Annotated in this window: 16 protein-coding genes; 8 read left to right on the top strand and 8 right to left on the bottom strand. The window is 73.7% G+C overall.

Going from position 1 to position 20762, the window contains the following annotated elements; translation table 11 throughout:
- The first annotated feature begins 184 nt into the window (after positions 1-184).
- From ACYP53_RS06150 to ACYP53_RS06140, 3 genes are read left to right on the top strand one after another with little or no spacing between them, the layout of a single operon-like run.
- Positions 185-1750 (top strand): TIR-like protein FxsC, encoded by a 1566-nt coding sequence (locus ACYP53_RS06150; RefSeq protein WP_459646834.1) that lies wholly within the window; start codon positions 185-187, stop codon positions 1748-1750.
- Positions 1747-5754 (top strand): FxSxx-COOH system tetratricopeptide repeat protein, encoded by a 4008-nt coding sequence (gene fxsT, locus ACYP53_RS06145; RefSeq protein WP_459646833.1) that lies wholly within the window; start codon positions 1747-1749, stop codon positions 5752-5754. The genes ACYP53_RS06150 and fxsT overlap by 4 nt, the downstream gene beginning before the upstream one ends.
- A 28-nt stretch (positions 5755-5782) precedes the next feature.
- The gene (locus tag ACYP53_RS06140; protein ID WP_189919988.1) at positions 5783-6748 is read left to right on the top strand and encodes a 2-hydroxyacid dehydrogenase; all 966 of its coding nucleotides are present in this window, start codon (positions 5783-5785) and stop codon (positions 6746-6748) included.
- Positions 6749-6774: 26 nt separating this feature from the next.
- On the opposite strand, the gene ACYP53_RS06135 is transcribed toward ACYP53_RS06140, so the two are convergent.
- From ACYP53_RS06135 to ACYP53_RS06120, 4 genes are all read right to left on the bottom strand, one after another.
- Entirely contained in the window at positions 6775-7464 is a 690-nt protein-coding gene (locus ACYP53_RS06135; RefSeq protein ID WP_459646832.1) for a hypothetical protein, read from the bottom strand.
- 71 nt (positions 7465-7535) lie between these two features.
- Positions 7536-8390, bottom strand: coding sequence for an alpha/beta fold hydrolase (locus tag ACYP53_RS06130; protein ID WP_189920136.1), 855 nt, complete (start codon positions 8388-8390; stop codon positions 7536-7538).
- Between the two features lie 23 nt (positions 8391-8413).
- Positions 8414-9439: a DUF4231 domain-containing protein gene (locus tag ACYP53_RS06125; protein ID WP_459646831.1), complete on the bottom strand. Its 1026-nt coding sequence runs from the start codon at positions 9437-9439 to the stop codon at positions 8414-8416.
- 258 nt (positions 9440-9697) lie between these two features.
- On the bottom strand, positions 9698-10462 hold the full coding sequence (locus ACYP53_RS06120) for a sugar isomerase domain-containing protein (RefSeq protein ID WP_459646830.1): 765 nt from the start codon (positions 10460-10462) through the stop codon (positions 9698-9700).
- 221 nt (positions 10463-10683) lie between these two features.
- Here ACYP53_RS06120 and ACYP53_RS06115 point away from each other — a divergent pair, with 221 nt between their 5' ends.
- Positions 10684-11382 (top strand): metal-dependent transcriptional regulator, encoded by a 699-nt coding sequence (locus tag ACYP53_RS06115; protein ID WP_189919996.1) that lies wholly within the window; start codon positions 10684-10686, stop codon positions 11380-11382.
- Positions 11383-11897: 515 nt separating this feature from the next.
- On the opposite strand, the gene ACYP53_RS06110 is transcribed toward ACYP53_RS06115, so the two are convergent.
- Positions 11898-12608, bottom strand: coding sequence for a bifunctional DNA primase/polymerase (locus tag ACYP53_RS06110; protein ID WP_189919998.1), 711 nt, complete (start codon positions 12606-12608; stop codon positions 11898-11900).
- A gap of 306 nt (positions 12609-12914) precedes the next feature.
- Between ACYP53_RS06110 and ACYP53_RS06105 the strand changes: the two genes are divergently transcribed.
- Together ACYP53_RS06105 and ACYP53_RS06100 are read left to right on the top strand one after the other, a co-directional pair.
- Positions 12915-14291, top strand: a complete 1377-nt coding sequence (locus ACYP53_RS06105) for a tetratricopeptide repeat protein (RefSeq protein ID WP_189920000.1) — start codon at positions 12915-12917, stop codon at positions 14289-14291.
- Positions 14292-14468: 177 nt separating this feature from the next.
- Positions 14469-15725 (top strand): hypothetical protein, encoded by a 1257-nt coding sequence (locus tag ACYP53_RS06100; RefSeq protein WP_189920002.1) that lies wholly within the window; start codon positions 14469-14471, stop codon positions 15723-15725.
- A 54-nt stretch (positions 15726-15779) separates the two neighbouring features.
- Here ACYP53_RS06100 and ACYP53_RS06095 read toward each other — a convergent pair whose 3' ends face one another.
- On the bottom strand, positions 15780-17081 hold the full coding sequence (locus ACYP53_RS06095) for an ABC transporter substrate-binding protein (RefSeq protein ID WP_459646829.1): 1302 nt from the start codon (positions 17079-17081) through the stop codon (positions 15780-15782).
- Between the two features lie 255 nt (positions 17082-17336).
- On the opposite strand from ACYP53_RS06095, the gene ACYP53_RS06090 reads away from it, so the two are divergent.
- Both ACYP53_RS06090 and purU read left to right on the top strand, forming a co-directional pair.
- The gene (locus ACYP53_RS06090) at positions 17337-17771 is read left to right on the top strand and encodes an SCO4402 family protein (RefSeq protein ID WP_444542944.1); all 435 of its coding nucleotides are present in this window, start codon (positions 17337-17339) and stop codon (positions 17769-17771) included.
- Between the two features lie 163 nt (positions 17772-17934).
- Entirely contained in the window at positions 17935-18801 is an 867-nt protein-coding gene (purU, locus tag ACYP53_RS06085) for a formyltetrahydrofolate deformylase (protein ID WP_229928863.1), read from the top strand.
- 44 nt (positions 18802-18845) lie between these two features.
- Here the strand turns inward: purU and ACYP53_RS06080 are convergent, their stop codons facing one another.
- Both ACYP53_RS06080 and ACYP53_RS06075 read right to left on the bottom strand, forming a co-directional pair.
- Positions 18846-20081 carry an anti-sigma factor family protein gene (locus ACYP53_RS06080; protein WP_459646828.1) on the bottom strand — a complete coding sequence of 412 codons (1236 nt, stop codon included), beginning with the start codon at positions 20079-20081 and terminating at the stop codon, positions 18846-18848.
- The gene (locus tag ACYP53_RS06075) at positions 20078-20653 is read right to left on the bottom strand and encodes a sigma-70 family RNA polymerase sigma factor (RefSeq protein WP_189920009.1); all 576 of its coding nucleotides are present in this window, start codon (positions 20651-20653) and stop codon (positions 20078-20080) included. The genes ACYP53_RS06080 and ACYP53_RS06075 overlap by 4 nt, the downstream gene beginning before the upstream one ends.
- Positions 20654-20762: the final 109 nt, after the last annotated feature.

The raw sequence follows: 20762 nt of genomic DNA, 5'->3' as shown, positions 1-20762 counted from the left end.
ATCGTGTGCGGCGGCCGGGATGAGGGTACTGCCCCGAGAGCACCGGAGGCGTCATCGTTTCGGTCATGTCAATTCGTGCGAGGCGTTGTGCTATTCCATTGGGGTGTCAGTCGTTCCTACACTGAAGCCCCGCCGCACGGGGGCTGCGGGAGGCAGGTTGCCGACGGGCCCGGGGGAGGCGCGTGTGACTGACCGGGGCTGGGACGAGGACGACACCCGGCCGTACTTCTTCCTCTCCTACGCGCACACCCCGAAAGCCGGTGCGCGGGGCGCCGGCGACCCCAACCACTGGGTCCGGCAGCTGTACCGGGACCTCTGCGAGGCGGTGCTCCAACTCACCACCGTCCCCGACGGGGTACCGGTCGGCTTCATGGACGAGTCCATGCACCAGGGCGAGTTGTGGGCCGACCGGCTGTCCGACGAACTGGCCAGCTGCCGGGTCTTCGTTCCGCTCTACTCCCCCCGGTACTTCAACAGCGTGCCGTGCGGGCAGGAGTGGCACGCCTTCACCCGGCGACCGGTCTACCCGGCGAACCTGGACTCCGAGCGCACCAGCGGCATCGTCCCGGTGCTCTGGGCGCCGATGAGCCGCTACCGGCTGCCCAAGGTGGCCGGCGAACTCCAGTTCAACCACGCGAGTTTCGGGCCCGACTACGCCACCGAGGGCCTGTACGCGCTGATGAAGCTCAGCTACTTCCGCTCCGCGTACGAGCTGGCCGTGCACCGCCTGGCGGCCCGGATCGTGCAGGTGGCGGAGGAGACGGTGATCCCGATCGGGCGGCGGCTGGAGTTCAACGGCCTCCCCAGCGCCTTCAACGTCACCGCCCCGACCAAGCAGCTGCGGATCTCGGTGCTCGCCTACCACCGGGGCGAACTTCCGGAGGAGCGCAATCCCGACTACTACGGTGAGCGGCGCACCGACTGGCACCCGTACCGGCCGGTCGGTTCGCCCATCGCGCAGCACGCGGTGCGGCTGGCACGGCAGTTGGGGTTCCAGCCGACGGTGCACGAGTTCGACGACGAGGTCGAGTCGATCATCGACGGCAACGCCGAGGCCCCCGGCCTGCTGCTGCTCGACCGGTGGGCGCTGCGCGACCCGCGCCGGCGCGAACTGGTACGGCGCTTCGACCGGTCGGACGCCACCTGGGTGAGCGTCCTGGAGCCGTGGAACGCCGACGACCCGGAGTGCGAGGAACACGCCGGTGAGCTGGGCGAACTGAGCGACGACGCCCTGCGCATCACCCGGCGCGCGAGCCGCCCCAGCTTCCTCGGCGCCACCGGCCCGACCGGGCTGCACTCGCTGGAGGACTTCGACGACGCGCTGCCCAGGGCCGCGATGAAGGCCAAGTACGCCTTCGAGGGCCGCACCAGGGCCGAGCCGGAGGAACCGCCGCCGCCTCGGCCGAGCCTGCGGGACGCCTTCCGGCGCGGCGGGGGAGGGTACGGACCGGACGGATCCGGGCCGGACCCCTTCGACGAGGACCAGGGGCAGGACCCGGGCGGCGGCCAAGGCGGCCAAGGCGGCCAAGGCGGCCAAGGCGGCCAGGGCGGCCAGGGCGGCCAAGCCGCCAACGGGAACGGCCGAGGCGGCCAAGTCGCCAACGGCCGGGGCGCATACGGCCAGGGCCACGGCAACCGCCACGACAACGGAAACCGCGACGACCCGTACCGCGAGCACGACCCGCACCGCGACGACGGCGATGACCCCGATGACGGGATGGCGCCCCTGGGAGGACGAGGAAACCGATGACCGACAACCGCACCAGGAACCTCCGCCTCGGGGGCCTCACCGCCGCCGACCTGGCCGCCCAGCGCGCGGCCGAGCGGGTGGCCGCGGAGCAGGACCGCAACGGCCGGATCATCACCTTCTACTCCTACAAGGGCGGCACCGGCCGCACCATGGCGCTCGCCAACACCGCCTGGATCCTGGCCGCCAACGGCTTCCGGGTGCTCACCGTGGACTGGGACCTGGAGGCGCCGGGCCTCGCCAAGTTCTTCCACCCCTTCCTCGACCCGGCCTCCCTGGCCGGCACCACCGGGATGATGGACCTGATCGCCGAGTACCGCGAGGAGGCGCTGCGCCCGGTCGAGCACGCCGAGGGCTGGCACCTGGACTTCGCCCGGGTGCACCCGCACGCGCTGTCGCTCACCTGGCCGCACTTCCCGTCCACCGGCAGCCTGGACTTCCTCTCCGCGGGCCAGTTCAACCGGGACTACTCCGAGGCCGTCACCCACCTCGACTGGGACATCTTCTACGACCGCTTCGACGGCGGGCAGTTCTTCGACGCCCTCAAGGCCGACATGGCCAAGCGCTACGACTACGTGCTGATCGACTCCCGCACCGGCCTGTCCGACATCGCCGAGATCTGCACCGTCCAGATGCCCGACGACCTGGTGGTCTGCTTCACCCTGAGCGACCAGTCGATCGACGGTGCCTCCCGGATCGCCCAGCACATCCACGACCGCTACCGCGAGCGCGGCATCCGCATCCTGCCCGTCCCGATGCGCATCGACGAGGGCGAGAAGGAGAAGGCGGACGCCGGCCGGGCGCTCGCCCGGGTCCGCTTCGACGGCCTGCCCTCCGGCCTCAACGGTGAGGAACTCGCCCAGTACTGGGGCTCGGTGGAGATCCCGTACCGGCCGTTCTACGCCTACGAGGAGATCCTCGCGACCTTCGGCGACCAGACCGGCACCCCCACCTCGATGCTGGCCGCCTGCGAGCGGCTGACCTCCATGCTCACCGACGGCCGGGCCCCGGGCCTGCCGCCGATGGACGAGGCGGTCCGGCTGCGCTACGTGGACGCGTTCACCCGCCGCCGCCCGTCCGTCCCCGCCGACCTCTACCTCTCCTACGTCCCCGAGGACCGGATGTGGGCGGACTGGATCGAGTCCGTCCTCACCCGGGCCGGCTTCCGGGTGCTGCCCCGCGACCTCAGCGCCGGCACCGACCCGCGCGAGGAGACCGAGCGCGGCATCGACTCGGCGTTCCGGACGGTCGCCGTGCTCTCGCCCGCCTACCAGCGCTCCCCGCAGGCCCGGGCGCTGTGGGAGTCGGTGGTCAGCTCCGACCCGTCCGGGACGAGGCGCCAGCTGCTGCCCGTCCGGGTCGGGGACGTCCGGCTCACCGCGCCGTTCAGCAACCGCAACCCGGTCGACCTGGTCGGCCGCGACGAGACGCAGTCGATCCAGAGCCTGCTGCGCGCACTCGGCCGCGGCGACGTCGCGCTCGAGGACGCGCCCAACGGCGGGCCGCGGTTCCCCGGCAGCAAGCCGTCGGTCTGGGACGTCCCGCCGCGCAACCCGTCCTTCACCGGCCGCTCCGCCGTCCTGGAACAGCTGCGCAACCAGCTGCGCGGCGGCATGGCGGCCGTGCTGCCCACCCCGCAGACCCTGTACGGGCTCGGCGGCGTCGGCAAGACCCAGGTGGCGCTGGAGTACGCCCACCGCTTCATGTCCGACTACGACCTGGTCTGGTGGATCGACGCCGAGCAGACCGAGCTGGTCGCCCCGGCGCTCGCCGAACTCGCCCGCCGGCTCGGCCTGCGGGTCGGCGACTCGGTGACCGAGGCCGCCGAGGCCGCCCGGGAGGCGCTGCGCCGCGGCGTGCCCACCTCGCGCTGGCTGCTGATCTTCGACAACGCCGACGAGCCGGCCGAGATCCGCCGCTTCTTCCCCGGCGGCTCCGGCCACATCCTGGTCACCTCCCGCAACCAGGCCTGGACCGGGCACGCCGAGGCGCTGGAGGTCGACGTCTTCACCCGCGGCGAGAGCGTCGAGCACCTGTGCCGGCGCGCCCGCAGCCTCTCCCGGCCGGACGCCGACCGGGTCGCCGAAGCCGTCGGCGACCTGCCGCTGGCCGTCGAGGTGGCCGCCGCCTGGCTGGACACCACCGGCACCCCGGTCGAGACCTACGTCGCCCAGCTGCACGCCGAGGCGGCCCGCGCCCTGGCCGTCGGCCGCCCCGCCGACTACCCGACGCCGGTCGCCGCGACCTGGAACGTCTCCATCGGCCGACTGCGCCAGCAGTCCCCGGCGGCCGTGCGGCTGCTGCAGCTGTGCGCGTTCTTCGCGCCCGAGCCGATCTCGATGAACCTCTTCTACAGCGACCAGATGATCCGGGCGCTGGTGAAGTACGACGCCGACCTCAGCGACAAGTTCATGCTGGGCAAGGTGATCCAGGCGATCGGCCGGTACGCGCTGGCCAAGGTCGACGCGGGCAGCAACAGCTTCCAGGTGCACCGCCTGGTCCAGGCGGTGATCCGGGCCGGGATGACCGCCGACGAGCAGGAGATCGCCGTCCACGAGGTGCACCGCATCCTCACCGGCGCCCGGCCCGTCCTCGGCGACACCGACGACCCGGCCAACTGGCCTGCCTTCGACGAGATCTGGCCGCACCTGTCGCCGTCCAAGGCGCACAACTGCGACGAGGCGGACACCCGGCAGCTGCTCATCGACCGGGTCCGCTACCTGTGGAAGCGCGGCGAGCTCGACCGCGCCCGCGACCTCGGCCACGCCCTCGACGCCGAGTGGACCAGCAAGCTCGGCGAGGACGACCGGCAGACCCTGCTGCTGCGCTTCCAGCTCGCCAACGTGCTGCGCTCCCAGGGCAATTACGCCGAGGCCCTGGCGCTGGACGAGTCCACCCTGGAGCGCCAGCGGGCCCTGCTCGGCGAGCACCACCCGTACACCCTGATGACGGCCGGCTCGCTCGGCGCCGACCGCCGGGCGCTCGGCCGGTTCCAGGCCGCGCTCGACCTCGACCGCGAAATCCTCGACCAGTTCCGCGAGTTGTTCGGCGACGACAACCCGCGCACGCTCTCCATGGCGAACAACCTGGCGATCGACTACCGGCTGGTCGGCGACAGCGAGGCCGCCCGCGAACTCGACCAGGAGACCCTCGACCGGCGCACCGCCGTGCTCGGCCCCAAGCACCCCTACACCCTGTCCACCAAGTCCAACCTGGCCCGCGACCTGCGCGAACTCGGCGACTACCGGGGCTCGGTGGACCTGCTGCAGGAGGTCACCTCCGACCTCGGCGACGTCCTCGACCCGGACCTGCCGGAGAATCTGCGCAACGCCAAGTCGCTGGCCGTCTCACTGCGCCGGATCGGGCAGCTCGCCGAGGCCCGCCGGATCACCAAGGAGACCTACGAGCGCTACCTGGAGCGCTACGGCGCCGACGCCCCGGACGCGCTGGCCTGCGCGCTCAACCTGGCCGCCGACCACAGCGCCTCCGGCGACAAGGAGGCCGCCCGCGACCTCTGCTCCACCGTCTTCGAGGGCCACCGCCGGCTGTTCGGCGACGAACACCCCTTCACCCTGGCCTGCGCCAACAACCTCGGCATCTACCTGCGCGGCAGTGGCGACGTCCAGGGCGCCATCGAGCGCGGCCGGCTCACCGTCGAAGGGCTCACCCGTTCGGTCGGGCCGGAGCACCCGTACACCCTCAACGCGATGATCAACCTGGCCAACGCGTACGGCGACGACGGGCAGCTGGCGCTCGCCGAACAGCTCGGCCGGGCCGCCCACCAGGGCCTGTGCGCGCGCTACTCGCCGCAGCACCCGGACGCGGTGGCCTGCGAGGCCAACCTGGCGGTCACCCTGCGCACGGCGAGCCGGCACACCCAGGCCGCCGAACTGCGCTCGCGGTCGATCGCCGAGCTGATCCGGCAGTTCGGCGAGGAACACCCCAACACGGTGTCGGCGCGCGGCTGGAAGCGGATCAACCGCGACCTGGAACCGCAGCCCGTGTGACCGCGGGGGCGGGGTACGCTGCCGAGCCATGGCCAACACCCCGCCCCCGGTCCTGGTCACCCGGCGCCTCGCGCCCGGTGTCATCGAACGCCTCACCGCGCACCACGCCGTCACCTGCCACGACTCCGACCTGGCGATGGACCGGGCCGAGCTGCTCGCCGCCGTCCGCGGCCGGCGGGCCGTGCTCACCACCCTGGACGACCGGGTGGACGGCGAGTTCCTGGACGCGGCCGGCCCCGGGCTGCGGATCGTCGCCAACCACGCCGTCGGCTACCACAACATCGACCTGGCCGCCTGCGCCGAGCGCGGCGTGCTGGTCTCCCACACCCCCGGCGTGCTCACCACCGCCACCGCCGACATGGCCTGGGCGCTGCTGCTGTCCGCCACCCGCCGGCTCGGCGAGGGCGAGCGGCTGCTGCGCTCCGGCGCCGCCTGGACCTGGGCGCCCAACTTCCTGCTCGGCCTGGAACTGGCCGGCACCCCGCTGGGCGTGCTCGGCATGGGCCGGATCGGGCAGGCGGTGGCCCGCCGGGCCCGCGCCTTCGACATGCCGGTCAGCTACCACAACCGCCGCGCCCTGCCGCCCGAGCAGGCCGCGGACGCCGACTGGAAGCCGCTGGAGGAACTGCTCGCCACCTCCACCGTGCTGGTCGTCACCTGCCCGCTGAGCGAGGCCACCCGGCACCTGCTGGACGCCCGTCGGCTGGCGCTGCTGCCGCCCGGCGCCGTGGTGGTCAGCATGACCGCCGGGGTGGTGGACGAGGAGGCGCTGGCCGCCGCGCTGGAGTCCGGCGCGCTGTTCGCCGCCGCCGTGGACAACTTCGAGCACGAGCCCGCCGTCCCGTCCGCGCTGCTCGCCCAGGAGCGCGCGGTGCTGGCCCCCCACCTGGGCAGCGCCACCGTCGCCACCCGGCAGGCGATGGGCGGCCTCGCGGTGGACAACGTCCTCGCGGTGCTCGGCGGCGGCGAGCCGCTGACGCCGGTGAAGCCCTGAGAGCGGTCCGGGCCTGAGGGCCGGGGCTACCGGGTCTTCGGCTGCTCGTAGTACGTGGCGGTGAGGATCCAGGCGACGAGGGGGCCGTGGACCTCCCGCGCCTGCTCCAGAGTCGTGCCGGCCGGGTCGGTCGAGACGTGCTCGCGCAGGTCCCGCCGGCCCTTCCGGGGCATCTGCCAGGCGGTCATCAGACGGTCGCCCGGAATGTCCCAGTCGAGTTCGCCGTAGCCCTGCCCGTCGTGGACGCGGTGGGGACCGGGGCTGACGGGATCCGGTTTGGGTTCGAACCCGTCCCGGTGGTGCGACGGCTGGGTCGGCAGGCGCTCGATCAGTTCGGGAACCGCCTGCTCGATGGGCGCCGACGGCGCGAAGTAGGCGATGATCCGCAGGTGCCCGGTCAGCGCGAGCTCGATCCCGGGAGTCGCGTGGGGGAGCTGGATGAAGCCCAGCCGTGAACCCCGCCGACAGCTGTCGATCGCCTGACTGAGGACGGGCCGGAGTTCGTGGGTCCGCGCGAGCTCCGACAGCCGCGCCCGCAGCTGTTCCTCGGCCTCCTCGCGGGCCTGCCGGACGGCCTTCGAACGGACGACCCGCCGCAGCCGCCACGTCGCCGGCACACCGGAGGCGAACACCGCCTTTCCAGCGACGAAGAAGAGGAGCACGACCAACCCCAGGACCTGCATCACCTTCGCCGGCACACGGCGCCAGTTGCTCATCCGCCCATGCTCGCCGAGCGGGCCCACCCCGCACCTGAGTACGCGTACTCAGAAGTAGGTCCGGCTTGCGGTCAACCCGCCGCCCAGGCCAGGGCGGTGGTCATCACCCGGAACGCGCCGAAGTGTGCGGCGCCGGGTTCCAGGAAGAGTTCGGCGCGGGGGATGTGGTCGGCCAGCCAGCGTGAGTGGTCGACCGGGGAGAACTGGTCGTCGGCGCCGTGCCAGAGCCAGGTCGGCACCCGGATGGAGCCGACCTCGAAGCCCCAGTGGGCGGTGAAGGCCAGCACGTCGTCGATCCAGCCGTCCGCGCCGTGCCGGAACGCCTCCCGGTAGTTGCTCTGCAGCATCCGCCGCAGCCCGCTGTCGGCCACCACCTCCCGGTCGGCGGGGGAGAGTTCGGTGCGCAGGCCGTTCAGCAGCCGGACCGGGTCGTCCTTGATCTGCCGGGAGCGGAACTCCATCGCGTCGGCGATCCGGCCGTGCCCGCGCTCGGCCTCCTGGTACGCGCGGACGTTGGACGGGGTCATCCCGGCGTACCAGTCCAGGCCGGCCGCGTCCCGCGGCGCGAGGCCCACCAGCACCGCGGCCCGGCTGACCCGCTCCGGCAGCAGCGCCGCGCAGGCCAGCGCGTGCGGGCCGCCGCCCGAGCGGCCCAGCACCGCGAAGCTGTCCAGCCCGAATTCGTCCGCGATGGTCCGTACGTCGGCGGCCGCCGCGCTCACCCGGCGGCCGAACAGCCGGGTCGAGTCGCCGTAGCCGGGCCGGTCGTACGAGATCAGCCGGACGCCGAGCCGGTACAGCACGGTGCTGCGCGGGTGCGGGCCGACCCTGCTGCCCGGCATGCCGTGCAGCAGGAACACCGGCCGGCCGCGCGGGTCGCCGAGGGACTCGACCGCGAGGGCGCGGTCGTCCGCGGTCTTGACCATCCGTAACGACACCTGCGGCCTCCTCAGTGCTCCCGGTCGGTTCGGTGCCCCGGGTCGCTTCCGTGGTCCCGGTCGGTCGCCCGCGCCGGGTGGGTCTCCTGTGCCGGGCCGGTCCCTCCGTCCCGGTCGCTCTGCTGCTCCCGGCTCTCCTCCTGCTCCCGGTCGGCGGTGGTGCGCACCTCCCGGCGGGCCTGCCAGGTGGTGTGCTCGCGGGAGATCGCGTCCTCGGCGTCCCGGGCCAGGCGGGCCCAGATCTCCTCGGCCTCCGGCGAGTCCACGTCCAGGTCGGCGAGCTGGCGCAGGATCTGCGCCAGCTCCTCGGCGGCCAGCCCGTACGCGGCCGCCAGCGGCCGGTACTGGCGCAGCTGCGCCCAGGCGGTGACCGAGGCGGCCACCGCCGAGACGGTACCCAGCGCGTCGTAGCTGAACGCGCCGAGCGCCCGCAGCAGCGCGAGCACCAGCCCGAGCGCGGGCAGCAGCACGCCCAGCACCCCGGCCCAGTACCCGGCCCTGGCGCAGTAGCGGGCCTTGGCGCGGTACCAGTCGTGCTGCAGCCGGATCCGCTCGCCCAGGTACACCTCGCGGCGCACCGCCAGCGGCTGCTCGCGCAGGTCGCGCATGGCCGCGGTGATCCCCACCCCGTTGCCCGGGACGGCCACCGGGCTGTCCCGGAAGGCGCCGAGCACCCGGCCGAGCTGGAAGCGGTACAGGCCTTCGGCGTCCGGCAGGGCGCGCGGCGGCGGCTGGTAGGCGTCGGCCCGGACGGCGTACTTCCAGGCGAGGGTCTTCACCGACTCGGCGGCCGCCCGGCCCTCGTACCAGAGGCCCTGCGGGTTCTGCCGGCTGATCACCACCGCGAGCGCGACCGCGCCGAGGTAGGCGACGGCGGCCGGCCAGGCCCAGGGCTCGCCGTCGGCCGAGCCGGTGGCGGCCGCGACCACCAGCAGGACCAGTTCCCAGGCGGAGAGCAGGACGGAGCGCCGCTGCCCGTGCAGCGAGGCCGCGTCGGCGGCCCAGAAGAGCTCGGGCAGCAGGTCCCGCTCGCGCACCCATCCGGTCCGTTCCGCACCAGACGCCATGTTCGGCCCCCACCCGTCGCTCCGGTCGCACCGCTCTCCTGCCCCGGGCGGCTTCCCGGTACGCCTGGCGCGGCCCGGGGCGGCCCGCATTGGCCGGGAAGGTCCGGTGGATTGTCCGGTACTCCCCGTGTTCGGTCCGGTACCTAGCGTGCGCGGCACCCCGGGGGCCGGCGGGTGTCGCGGTGGGCCCCCGGCGGGTGTCGCAGCCGGTGCCTCAGTAGGTGTGCCTCAGTAGGTGTAGAGGACCCGGTCGGCGTTGTCGGCCATCTGCCGGGCGTTCCACTCGGTGCCGCCGGGCACGTTGCCGGAGCGGAACAGCGGCGGGGCGGGGGAGTCCCCGGCGGCCGCGCGGTCGGCCAGCCGGCCGACCGCCGAGGCGACCACGGCCTGCATCAGCGCGCTGGTCACGATGGTGGAGACCGGGCCGAAGGTGGTCTCGGCGCCCGGGTGGGTGAGCTCGCCGTCGCCGACCGCGATCTTGCTGTCCAGCACCACGTCGCAGTGGTCCTTCAGATAGGTGCCGGACGGGTGCGCCGAGGCCACCTCCGCCGGGTAGGCCAGCGAGGTCACCCCGATCACCTTCAGGCCGCGGTCCCGGGCGTACCGGGCCAGCTCGACCGGCATGACCTGACGGCCGGAGAGCGAGATCACGAACAGCAGGTCGCCGGTGGTCGCCGGGGTGAGGTCCAGGGTCGCGGTGGCGAGTCCGGAGACCCGCTCCAGGGCGCTCGACAGCGGGGCGGGCATCACCGTCACCCCGGTCACCCCCGGTACGTTCAGCAGGTTCATCGGGACCAGTCCGCCGGCCCGGTAGACCACGTCCTGGGCCGGCAGCGCGGAGTGCCCGGCACCGAAGGTGAACACCCGGCGGCCATCGGCCATCGCCTCCGCCAGCAGCGCGGCGGCGGCCTCGATGGTGTCGGCCTCCTCCTCGCGGACCCGCTGGAGGTGGGCGATCGCGGCGTCGAAGTACCTGCCGACCAGGTCGTTCATCGGGTGCCTCCGCTCTCTGCCGGTGAGGGAGCCGGCCGGGTGGGACGGTCCGGGTGGTCCAGACCGCCGGTGGAGAAAGCTACGGCGAGCACGGTCGCGCTCCGGTGGTACCGCTGTCAACAGCAACGAAATCCCGTCCCCGGGGCCCCGGCGCGGACCCGGTTGTCGCCCGGGTACGTCAGAATTGGCGGTGAGGACACCGAAGAACGGAGCCAGCGGCGATGTCTGGGCTGATCGACACCACTGAGATGTACCTTCGCACCATCCTGGAACTGGAGGAGGAGGGCATCGTCCCGATGCGCGCCCGGATCGCGGAGCGCCTGGAACAGAGCGGTCCGACGGTCAGCCAGACGGTCGGCCGGATGGAGCGCGACGGCCTGCTCCAGGTCGCCGGGGACCGCCACCTCGAACTCACCGAGGACGGCCGGAAGCTCGCGGTGCGCGTCATGCGCAAGCACCGCATCGCCGAGTGCCTGCTCGTCGACGTGATCGGGCTGGAGTGGGAGCAGGTGCACGAGGAGGCCTGCCGCTGGGAGCACGTGATGAGCGAGACGGTCGAGCGCAAGGTGCTCGCCATGCTCGGGCACCCCACCCAGTCCCCGTACGGCAACCCGATCCCGGGCCTGGACGAGCTGGGCGACACCAAGGCGGAGGGCGAGGGCTTCGACGCCGGGCTCGTCCCGCTGGACACCGTCAAGCCGGGCGAGGCCGGGGCCGACGTGGTGGTCCGCCGGATCGGCGAGCCGATCCAGACCGACAGCGCGTTGATGAGCACCCTGCGCCGGGCCGGCGTCCGGCCGGGCTCCACGGTCAAGGTGAACGCGGGTGTCGGCGTCGGGGGCGTGCTGGTCGGCACCGGGGAGAACGCGGCCGAGCTGGGCAAGGACATCGCCCAGCACGTCTTCGTCGCCCAGCCCTGAGTCACCGCCCGAGGTACTGCGGCTCCATCTGAGGCACTGCGGCTCCGGACGGCCGAGTGGGCCCGCTGCTCCCCTTGCAGCGGGCCCCACTCGTCCTCCCCGTCCCTCCCTGCTCCCCTCCGCTCCCTCCCTGTCCCTCCCGGCTCCCCTCCGCCGCCCCGCTCGGCTTCCCCGTCCGAGCGGCCCTCCGGCGACCCCCTCACACCGCAATTCCTCCCCTCGGCCGATCATGGCAATCCTTGAGTGCTGTCACTCGTACGAGGGGCTTTCCCGGTTGACCAGCGGGTAGACCGAAGCCTTATCCGGACGTGCGCGATCCGGACGTGCGTGATCGGGACCTGCGCGATCCGGGCCAGCAAGATCGGGACCCCGTGCATCCGGACGTGCGTATGACGGGCTCCGCCTCCGGTGGGAGGCGGAGCCCGTCACTCGCGCGCGTGGTGTCGCGCGGTGCGCGCCCCGGCCCGGTAGGCGGGGGCGGCCGTTCCGGGAGGGCGTTCGGCGGGGAGGCCGGTTCAGCCCACCGGCGTCGGCTGGGCGGCCTGGGGGGCGTGGTGGGCGGGCGCCTCGCGGCCGCAGGCGTACGCGAGCGGGCTGATCAGCTCCGCGGCGTCCGGCAGCCAGCGGTTGAGCGCGGAGGGGGAGCGGGCCCACTGGGCGTACCCGGTGGAGCCGATCCGGGAGGGCGGGGCGACCGTCCAGTCGCCCTCGCCGCGGGCGACCAGGTCCAGCCGGCCGGGCGGCCAGCCGAGCTTGCGGAGCATCTCCGGGAGCTTGGCCGCGACGCCGGGCAGCACCAGGAAGTGCAGCCGCCGGCCGATCCGTCCGGGCGCGGCCGGCAGCACCGCCACCGGGCCGAGCTGGAGGTCCATCCGCTCCATCCGGGCCAGCGCCAGGCAGCCGGCCGTCTCCGGCACGTCCAGGACGTCGAAGGACCGTCCGGTGGGCAGCAGGATCGAGGCCTGGGGCCGCTCGGTCCACCAGCGCCGCACCGCGCCGGGCCCGGCGCTCGCCTTGCGGGCCCAGTCCGCGTCCAGCGGGTGGGCGCCCGGCAGCGTGCAGCGCGGGTCGCCGCAGGAGCAGCGGGAGGGTCCGTCGCCGTCGATCAGCCAGGCGCCCGGGGCCACCTCCCAGTGGCGGTTCTCGGCGTAGCCGACGGCTTCGATGAGCAGCGGGGGCAGACCGGCGTTCTTGTCCTGGCCGGGGGCGTCGGGGATGTCTTCCACGGGCTGCTCAACTACCGTGCGTGAGGCTGGTTACGGCCCGGCGGTGCCCGGTTGGGCGCATCCCGGCAATGTCACCCGTTCCGGTTACTCGACCGAGTTGGTGCGGCCGGGGGCGGGCGCAGCGGGGGCGCACGGGAGCATTTCCCAGGGCGCAAGGGGGGTGCGGATCGTCACCGTGGGTATCCCGCTGGCGTTGCTGATCGCTAACCTGGTGTCAGATTCCTTGGACGGTCGGACAGTCGGCAACAGATCAGCAGAATCGTCGCCCACCGGCCGGGACCGGAGGGTGTGGGGAGGCGAAGCCCAATGGCCGCGAGACCACTCGTCGCACGACAGCCCAACGAGCGTCTGCAGCAACTGATCCAGGAGGCCAGCTGCTCCAACGCCGGCCTGGCCCGGAGGGTCAACCTCTGCGGCGCCGAGCACGGCCTGGACCTGCGGTACGACAAGACCTCCGTCGCCCGCTGGCTGCGTGGTCAGCAGCCGCGCGGGCAGGCGCCGGCCGTGATCGCCGAGGCCCTGGGCCGCAAACTCGGCCGCAGCGTGTCGGTCGAGGAGATCGGCATGGCGGACGGCAAGAACCTCAGCTCCGGCATCGGGCTGCAGTTCGCGCCGACCCTGGGCGCCGCCCTGGAGCAGGTCTGCGAACTCTGGCGCAGTGACGTCGGCCGGCGGGACTTCCTGACCGGGGCGACGGTCGCCGCCTCCGCGTTGGTGGAGCCCAGCCGGGACTGGCTGATCACCCCGCCGGACCCGGTGGTCGCGCGCACCGGCGGGCCCCGGGTCGGCCCGACCGACGTGGCCGCGATCAAGGCGACCACCGCGATGCTGGTCGACCTGGACCATCGCTTCGGCAGCGGGCACGTGCGCCCGGTCGTGGTGCACTACCTCAACTCGGTGGTCTCCGGCCTGCTCGGCGGCGCCTACCGGGAGGAGACCGGTCGCCAACTCTTCGCCGCGGTCGCCCGGTTGACTGAGCTGGCCGGCTACATGGCGGTGGACACCGGGCAGCCCGGGCTGGCCCAGCGCTACTACATCCAGGCGCTGCGGCTCGCCCAGGCGGCCGACGACCGCGGCTACGGCGGCTACGTGCTGGCCGCCTCGATGAGCCACCTGGCGGCCACCCTCGGCAACCCGCGGGAGATCGCCCAACTCGCCCGCGCCGCACAGGAGGGCGCCCGGTCGGTCGCCACCCCGACGGCGATGGCGATGTTCTACGCCGCCGAGGCCCGCGGCCACGCCCTGCTCGGCGACGCCCGCTCCTGCGAGACGGTGGCGGCCAGGGCGCTGGAGATGATGGAGAAGCGCCGCGCGGAGGACGATCCGGACTGGATCGCCCACTTCGACGACGCCTACCTCGCGGACGAGCTGGCCCACTGCCACCGGGACCTGGAACAGGCCGGCCAGGCCGAGCACTACGCCCGCCGGGCGCTCGACCTGCACCCGCCGACCCGGGTCCGGCGCCGCGCGGTGGACCTGGTGCTGCTGGCCACCGCGCAGTTGCAGCAGCGGGACCTGGAACGCGCCTGCGAGACGGGCACCCAGGCGGTCCGGCTGCTGAGCGGGCTGCGCTCCAACCGGGGCGTGGAGTACCTGGACGAGTTCCGGCGCCGGCTGGAGCCGTACCGGGAGCAGCGGGTGGTCCGGGAGTTCCACGCCAGGGCGGACGCGGAGGCCGCCTGACCGGGGGCGGGCCCGTACCGTCGGTGAGGGGAGCGTGACGGATGTCCCGCCCACGTGGTCACCCGGTGAGGTGAACCGGTAGCGTGGGCGCGACGTCCAAGGAACTGTGATGCTCCCAAGAACCGACGAGATGTGGTCCGCCGTCAGTGCGCGGTCCTGCACAGGTGAGGAATCGCGTTGAGTCAGCGCCGCTCGTACCCCAACTCGGGTGACTTCAACCTGGACGACCTGTTCCGCCCCGAACCCGGCCAGCAGCAGGGCCAGCCGGCCCAGCCCCAGCCCCAGCACCCGTTCCCGGGGCAGCACGGACAGCCCGGCCAGCACGGACAGCCGGGCCACCCGCAGGGGCACTCGGCGGTGCCGCCGGTCGGGCAGCCGTCCGGGCAGCCGGAGTACCTCGGCGAGGGCGGGCACGCGCTGCCGACCCAGGCCATGCCCGAGCAGCCGATGCCGGGCCAGCCGATGCCCGGCCAGTCCCTGGCGGGCCAGCCGATGGCGGGCGCCCCCTGGGGTGCGCCGCAGCCCGGGTACGGCGGTCCGCAGCCCGAGCAGGCCCCGGAGACGCAGTACCTGCCGCCGTACCCGGTCGCCGACCCGCAGGCGGCCGGCTACCCGGCGCCGCAGGCCCAGCCCGGCTTCCCGCAGCAGCAGCCCGCGCCCGGCTACCAGGCGTACCCGCCGGCCGCGCAGCCGCAGCCGGGCTACCAGTCGGCGCAGGAGTACGGGCAGGGCTACGCCCCGGAGCGCGGCTACGACGCCGACGCGACCCAGGGGGGCGGGTCCGCCCGCGGCGGCCGCCCGTCCAGCAAGCTGATCATCGGCGGGGTGGTGGCGGGCTGCGCGGCGGCCGGCATCCTGGTCGCCGTCCTGATGAGCGGCGGCGACACCAAGGACCCCAAGAAGACCACCCCGGTGGCCGCCGCCACCACCACCGGCGCGGCGACCGGCACGGCGAGCGCGAGCGGCTCCGGTGCCGCCGTCGACCCGGACGTCAAGGCGCAGGCGCAGCCGCTGTCGGACCTGCTGGGCACCGCGAGCGACAGCCGCAGCTCGGTCGTCTCCGCGGTCGCCTCGGTGCAGAAGTGCGACAAGCTGCCCGAGTCCCAGCAGGCCCTCACCGCCGCGGCCGGCAAGCGCCGCGAGCTGCAGACCAAGCTGGGCCAGCTGAAGACGGACAAGCTGCCGGGCGGGCAGCAGCTGGTCGAGCAGCTGAACGCGGCCTGGACCGCCTCGGCCCAGGCCGACGACGAGTACGCGGCCTGGGCACAGGACGCGCAGGCCTCCTGCGACGCCAAGAAGCAGGACAACCAGCACTACAAGAACGCCGTCCAGGCCAGTGGCACCGCGACCAACGCGAAGAAGCAGGCCTCGACGCTCTGGAACACCATCGCCGGCCAGACCGGTCTGCCCAACCGGGGCGACGGCGACCTCTGACGCGAAGGGGCGGGCCGTGGCGGCCCGCCCCGAGCGCGTTAGGTTCCCCGCTCGTCAGGCCGGCGGGCGGCCTCCGGTGAGCACCCAGCGGACGTCCACGAACCCCGGCTGCTGCAGGGTCATCCGGCCGTTCTTGACCACCTGGTAGGTGACCCAGGTGTTCACCAGCCGGGGCGAGGCGGTGCTGGGCAGCATGTTGGTGGTGCCCCAGTTCAGCGGCGGGGTGAGTCCGACGTCGATGCCCTCGCCGGCGTCCAGCAGCGTGGTGATCGACTTCGACGTGACCGGTTTGCCGGCCTCCGACAGCTTCTGCGCCACCAGCCGGAACACCTCGTAGGCGACCCAGGTGGTCTGCACCCCGGGGTCGGAGACGTCGATGGTGTTCCCGCCGGTGGTGTCGGCGCGCACCACCGAGCGCAGCCCGTCCCAGATCTTCGCCGACTCCGGCGGGTACCAGCTGGTGACGTAGGCGCCGCTGAGCGGGCCGGAGTCGCCGCCGGTGGAGTCGACCACCGACTGCTGCACGCTGCCGATCACCGAGGCGATCCGGGTGTTCTTCGGGGTCAGCCGCCGGTAGGAGTCCAGCAGGTTGCCGGTCGGCTCGGCGGCCAGCGCGCTGGTGACGCAGTTGCCCGGTTCGTCCTTGCCGAGCGCCTTGCGGGCCACCGCGGTGTAGTCCGAGGACTGCTCGGGCGCCTTGACGTCCTGCAGCTTGATCCCGGCCGGCCGCAGCGCGGTGCCGAGGTAGCCGAGCAGGTTGTCGCCGGCCGGGGTGTCCGGGCGGACCAGCGCCACGCTCTTGCAGCCGGCGTCCACCAGCTGGCGGCCGTTGCCGGCGATCAGCGCGGGCATGCCGCCGTCGACCGGGTAGGACAGCGGGCTGGCGAACTCGGGCTGGGAGAGTCCGTACCCGCCGATCAGCGGGATGCCGGCGCGTTCCAGCACCGGCATGAAGGCGTCGCCCCACTGGCTGTAGGAGCCGATCACGGCGACCACCTTGGCGTCCACCGCCTGCTGGGCGCAGGCCCGGGCGCCGTCGGCGCTGTTGTGCTCGTTGCAGGTGAGCACCCGCAGCCGGTGCCCGTTCAGTCCGCCCTTGATGTTGACGTCCTGGCCGACGGCGGAGGCGAGCGCGGTCATGCCCGGCCGGTCGGCCGAGCCGGTGCCGGACGGGGCCCAGGTCATCACGGTCAGCTCGCTGCCGCTGGTGGAAGCATCGGCCGGTCCGCCGCACGCGGAGGCCGAGAAGAGGGTGGGGAGCAGAGCCGCGGCGGTGGCGGCGGCGGCGATCGGACGGCGGCGGGCACGCCGCCCGATCGTTGGGCGGGCCCGGAACGAGTCCCTTCGGCTGGTCATCGACCTTCCCTCTCTGGGGCGCACTCCGGCGCACCGGAAACAGCCAAGCCCCGGTGCCACAAGCCGAGAGGGCAGAAATGCGAACGGTCGGCAAACGACGGCTGAACTCCGGATCGGTACGCGTGTAGATCGCGAGTGGAGTACGAACAGACGGGGAACGTACGATCGTTCACCATGTCCGCCAGCACAGATTCTTCGCATCGGTCCGCCCGAAACCCTTCTCGTCCGGGCCACCGCTCCAGCACCATGGGCGGCATGCCGCACAACGACCTGCCCTGGTGGCGCTGGCGAGCCCGACTGCGCTCGGCGCTGCACATGCTGTCCGACCCCGGTTTCCAGCAGGAGGCCTGGCTGACCGGCCGGGAGGGGTACGGCGACGTGACCGACGCCGTCTACCGGCTGGTCGAGGACACCTGGCTGGACCGCTGGTCCGCCGAGAAGTACGTGGGAACGATCTTCCGCGACTCCGCCGAGGCCGCGCTGGTCGACGTCGCGGTGCTGCGGGCCGTGCAGATGCTGCACGAGGTCGGCGCCGACGCCCCGGCCTCCGCCTACCTCGGCCACCCCGGCTGGCCGGAGACCGTCCGGGCCGCCCGCGAGGCGCACGCGCTGCTGGCCGCCAACGACGGGGACGACCCGGACGCGGCGCCCAAGTCGCTGGACGTGCTGCGCATCCTCACCCAGGTCTGAGACCCGGGGCCGCCTCGTCGTACGGGCCGCCCCCGTCGTGCGGGGCCGTCCCGGCCGGCCGGGACGGCCCGTCCCGCAGTACGGGCAGCGCGGCGGCGGCTGTCCAGGATGTGACACGCTGGGCCGTCCACGCACGTCACGAGCTCAGAACGGGATACCCCCAGTGGAACAGCAGCCGGCCAGCGCCCAGTACGTCCTCACGCTGTCGTGCCCCGACAAGCAGGGCATCGTCCACGCTGTCTCCAGCTACCTCTTCATGACCGGCTGCAACATCATGGACAGCCAGCAGTTCGGGGACGCCGGCACCGGGCTGTTCTTCATGCGGGTGCACTTCTCCGCGGCCGAGCCGGTCACCGCCGACAAGCTGCGGGCCAGCTTCGCGGCGATCGGCGCCTCCTTCGGGATGGAGTGGCAGATCCACCCGACCGAGGAGCGGATGCGGATCGTCCTGATGGTCAGCAAGTTCGGGCACTGCCTGAACGACCTGCTCTACCGCACCCGGATCGGCGCCCTGCCGGTGGAGATCGTCGCGGTGGTCTCCAACCACACCGACCTCCAGGACCTGACCGAGAGCTACGGCATCCCGTTCCACCACATCCCGGTCACCAGGGACACCAAGGCGGAGGCCGAGCGGCGGCTGCTGGACCTGGTCGCCAAGGAGGACGTCGAACTGGTCGTGCTGGCCCGCTACATGCAGGTGCTCTCCGACCAGCTGTGCACCGAGCTGTCCGGCCGCGTGATCAACATCCACCACTCCTTCCTGCCGAGCTTCAAGGGCGCCAAGCCGTACCACCAGGCCCACGCCCGCGGCGTGAAGCTGATCGGCGCCACCGCCCACTACGTCACCGCCGACCTGGACGAGGGCCCGATCATCGAGCAGGAGGTGGCCCGGGTCACCCACGACGTCAGCCCGGACCAGCTGGTCGCGCTCGGCCGGGACGTCGAGTGCCAGGCGCTGGCCCGCGCGGTGAAGTGGCACAGCGAGCACCGGGTGCTGCTGGACGGCACCCGGACGGTCGTCTTCGCGTAGCGGCCGCTCCGGGGCCCGGCCCGTTTTCGAACCCCTGCCCGCGGTTACGGCCGCGACAGCAGCGGGAGCGCGTGCAGCACCTCGCGGACCGCGGCCCGGTCACCGTGCTCGCCGACCGGCAGCCGGTCGGGGTCGCGGTGCGCGGCAGCCAACTGGCAGAGCTCCAGGCCGTCCAGCACCATCGAGGCCACCGGCTCCCCGCCGGCCCGCCCCGTCTCCGGGCCGGCCGGGCCGTCCACGCCGTCCGGGCCGCCGCCGTCCAGCGGGACCAGCCACTCGCCGCTCGCCGGGCCGTCGACGACCAGCCGCAGCCGCCGACGCCCGGCCGGGCCCGCGCCGGCCGGTGCGCCCGGCGCCCCGGCGTGCTCGGGGCGGGCGGCGCGCAGTCCGGCCAGCGCCCGGGGGAGCATCCGGACCACCAGCTCCACCATCTGCCGCAGGTGCTGCGGCGACGGCGGGTCGTACGGGTAGGCGACCGCGCGGGCCACGTCCTCGCCGTGCACGTAGCACTCCAGGGCGCGGTCCACGAAGGCGTCGCGCAGCGGCAGCACGCCGCAGCCGTAGTCGACCGGGGTGTTGCCCTGCGGGGCGAGCGCGGCGCCGCGCACCAGGTCGTGGGTCTGCCGCCGCCACCGGGAGCGCACCGACTGCGGCGGCAGGGCGCCCTGGTCGGCGAGCAGCCGGGCGGTGCGCGCGGTGATCGCGCCGTACGGGCCGCCCTGCGGCGGGACGCGCGGCACCGGGGCCGAGGGCGCCGGGTCCTGCGGCGGCACCCGCCGTCCGGTGGCCGCGGCGGCCGCGAAGGCCTCGCCGGGAGCGGCCGGCACCGGGTCGGGCAGGCCGAGGGCGAGCGCCAGGAAGCCGTCCACGGCGGTCAGCCGGCCGATCACCTCGGCCGGGCGCAGCCGCTCGGTGCCGCCGTGCCACGGCAGTTCGGCCACCTCCTGCCACTCCTCCGGGCCCAGGTCGCGCAGCAGCGCGTCGAGCTTGGCGGTCTCCGCGGTGTACGGCATGCCCCAGGAGGGGACGGGCAGTTCGGCCGGGCGGCGGCCCAGGCACCAGTCGAGCACCTGCTGGCGCAGCGGGCCGGGCTGGTCCAGCGGCTCGTCCAGGGAGAGCCAGCCGGCCGCGTCGCGCAGCCGGGCCGCCTCCTCGGCGCACTCCGGGCAGGCGCTCAGGTGCTGCTCCAGCTCGGCGGCCTCGCCGGCCGGGCAGGCGCCGAGGGCCCAGGCGCCGAGCAGCGAGCGCAGGGCGTCGTGCCGCTCCTCAGTGCTGCTCACGTCTCCCCGTTCCCGGCCTCGTCCTGGCGGGCGCGTTCCTCGGCCAGTTCGGTGGCCAGCAGCTCCAGTCCGAGCCGCATCCGCTGCTTGGCGGCCTGTTCGCCGATGCCGAGCAGCCGGGCCGTCTCCCGGTAGGTGCGGCCGTCGTAGTAGGTCACGGCGATGGTCTCCCGCAGGGATCGGGGCAGGGAGTCGACCACGTACTGGACGCGTGCGGCGGTGGCCACCGCGCGGATCTCGTCCTCGGTGCCCCGGCCGTCCTCGCCCGGTCCGTGCTCGGCGGCCCGCCGGGCCCGCAGCCGTTCGACGGCGCGGCGGTGGGTGAGCGCGCCGAGCCAGGAGCGCAGGGTGCCCCGGGCGGGGTCGAAGTCCTCGGGGTGCTCCCAGACGTGGGCGAAGATCTCCCGGGTGAGCTGGGCGGCGGCGGTCGGGTCGGCCAGTATCCGTCCGGCCAGGCCGTGCACCATCGGTGCGAGCTGGTCGTAGAGCTCGCCGAGCGCGGTCTCCTCGCCGCGCGCGAGGCGGCGCTGCACCTGCTCGTCCCAGCGCGGGGGCCGCTCCGGGGTGGCCATCGGGAACCACCCTCCTGCCCGGGGTCGCTGGCTTACCCAACGGTATCTTGCGGTCGCTCCGCGGCGGAGGGAATCCGGCAAGAACGGAATCCGTCCTCGCGGATCGCGG

It is taken from the genome of Kitasatospora sp. Ki12 (assembly GCF_054601375.1).
The sequence above is the reverse complement of the archived record's forward strand: the minus strand, read 5'-3'. Positions and strand labels throughout refer to the sequence as shown.